Source organism: Alkalibacterium olivapovliticus, assembly GCF_003003275.1.
GTDB lineage: Bacteria > Bacillota > Bacilli > Lactobacillales > Carnobacteriaceae_A > Alkalibacterium > Alkalibacterium olivapovliticum.
The window spans coordinates 1-2051 of record NZ_PVTO01000061.1; the positions used below are offsets into that span (position 1 = coordinate 1).

Here is a 2051-nt window from a genome sequence, read left to right on the forward strand (position 1 = left end):
TTCAGCGTTCGACTTGCATGTATTAGGCATACCGCCAGCGTTCGTCCTGAGCCAGGATCAAACTCTCATTTTAAGTTTGACTTGCTCATTGTATTACTTGTGAGTTAACAGTGTTAACTCGTTTGTTGTCTCCGGCCCTAAACGGACCGAAGACCCTTGCACATTTGGTTGTTTCTACTTTGTTCAGTTTTCAAAGATCTATCTGATTTCGACAGCTGTTTGCGTACGTTGTTTCGTACGAGCTGACTTTTATAATATTACATTGTTTTCAATCTGATGTCAACAACTTTTTAAAAAAGTTTTTCATGCTTTTTTAGCCATAAGGCTGATTCGAAAGGAAACAGTGGTTGCTGTTAATCAACAACGAATATAACTATACCAAGGTTTCCTTCAGACGTCAACATCTTTTTTCTGCTTTTCTTTCTACGTTCGGCTAAATTGCTTTTACAGCAGTCTTTTACCGATTATTTATCTGTTTGTCTCATAAAATCAAAGTCAGCATCGTCTCGTTTAGTGATCAAGAGCAGGCCATCTCCAACCGGTATAAGGCTGGTGTCCAGTGAAGGATGATCGAGTACAACTGCAAGGAATTCATTGAGTTTGCGGTGTATCTTCCTCACTCGTTTGGGCACCTCTTTTTCATCATCCAAAATAGTCCCCCCCTGCAGTACATCATCTACTGCTAGCACGCCTCCAATTTTAAGCACTCTGAAACAGTCCGGGAAGAAACTGTAGTATTTGGCTTTTGCGCTGTCCATAAATATAAAATCAGTTGAATCTGATTCAATTTTTTCAAGCCACTCATCCGCCTGACCTTCAAGAAGTGTAATGTTCTCCTCAATTCCGAGTGTTTTAAAATTCGCTTTTGCTTTGCTGATCATATCCGGATTTCGTTCTATGGTCGTAACATGTCCTTCCATGTGAACAGCCTCAAGCATTAACGCAGCGGAAAATCCTATCGCTGTCCCTACTTCCAGTATCTGTTCAGGTTTTAGTAATGGTAAAAGCCAGTTAAAAAAGACGACTGTTTCATGGGGGATGATGGGTACTCTATTCTCATTTGCCCATTTTTCGATATCGCCGATTTTTCCATTTAACTGTTTCTGATTTGTTCTCAAAAAATTTCTTACATCTTCATTGATGACAGGCTTGTCCATCATTTCATTTAGTTTATGCAAACCAAACCCTCATTTCAGTTATTTTCTTTATTTTACACTGTTTTTTCTACTTAACCAACCAGCATTCTGGTATAATAAGTATGTGAATTGCCGAAAAAACAGATGAGAAGGAGCAAATAATTCATGTTAATCAAACAATTATCCGTACCTAAAAATAGTGTGACCACTATATCAGAAGCTGCTACTTTAGAAGAAGCGATTACCCTGCTGGAGGAAACCGGATTCCGTTGTGTTCCTGTTTTGGATGAAAGCGGGAAAATATTCCGTGGGAACATCTACAAAATGCACGTCTATCGTCATAAAGCAAATGGCGGCGACATGGATTTGCCTGTTACCCACTTACTGAAAAATGCGACAAAATATGTGCACATCAATTCTTCTTTCTTTAAAATCTTCTTCATGATCAAAGACTTACCCTACATTACCGTTTTAGATGAAAACAATCATTTCTACGGTATCTTGACACACAGTACGCTGATTGATTTGCTTCAACAGTCATGGAGCATCGACCAGGGCAGTTTTGTGTTAACAATTGCTTCCCCTGGAGAAAAAGGCGACTTGGCCAATATTGCTAAAATAGTCAATCGTCACTGTTCAATCATGAGTTGTATTACATTGGATGTTCAGCGGGAAAATATGGTTCGCCGTATGATTATGACGCTGGAACCTGGTATCACACAAAATACAGTTGATGAAGTTTCGAGAGCCCTCGACAAAAAAGGCTTTAAAGTGGTACAAGTCGAAGATTTACACAACGATTAAATCTAAGTAAAAAAACGGTTGTACAATAAAGGACGTTGGTGAGAAATTCTCACTAACGTCCTTTATTTGATTATATTAGAAAACAAGTGAGTTCTCCTGTAGAATAATAGT

At 38.7% G+C, this 2051-nt stretch carries 2 protein-coding genes and 1 rRNA gene; 1 reads left to right on the forward strand and 2 read right to left on the reverse strand.

Going from position 1 to position 2051, the window contains the following annotated elements:
- A 16S ribosomal RNA gene (locus CLV38_RS13455) occupies positions 1-73 on the reverse strand; the annotation flags it as partial.
- A 391-nt stretch (positions 74-464) separates the two neighbouring features.
- Positions 465-1178 carry an O-methyltransferase gene (locus tag CLV38_RS13460; RefSeq protein ID WP_245920600.1) on the reverse strand — a complete coding sequence of 238 codons (714 nt, stop codon included), beginning with the start codon at positions 1176-1178 and terminating at the stop codon, positions 465-467.
- Between the two features lie 123 nt (positions 1179-1301).
- Between CLV38_RS13460 and cbpA the strand changes: the two genes are divergently transcribed.
- The gene (gene cbpA / locus CLV38_RS13465; RefSeq protein WP_106196488.1) at positions 1302-1940 is read left to right on the forward strand and encodes a cyclic di-AMP binding protein CbpA; all 639 of its coding nucleotides are present in this window, start codon (positions 1302-1304) and stop codon (positions 1938-1940) included.
- Positions 1941-2051 lie beyond the last annotated feature (111 nt).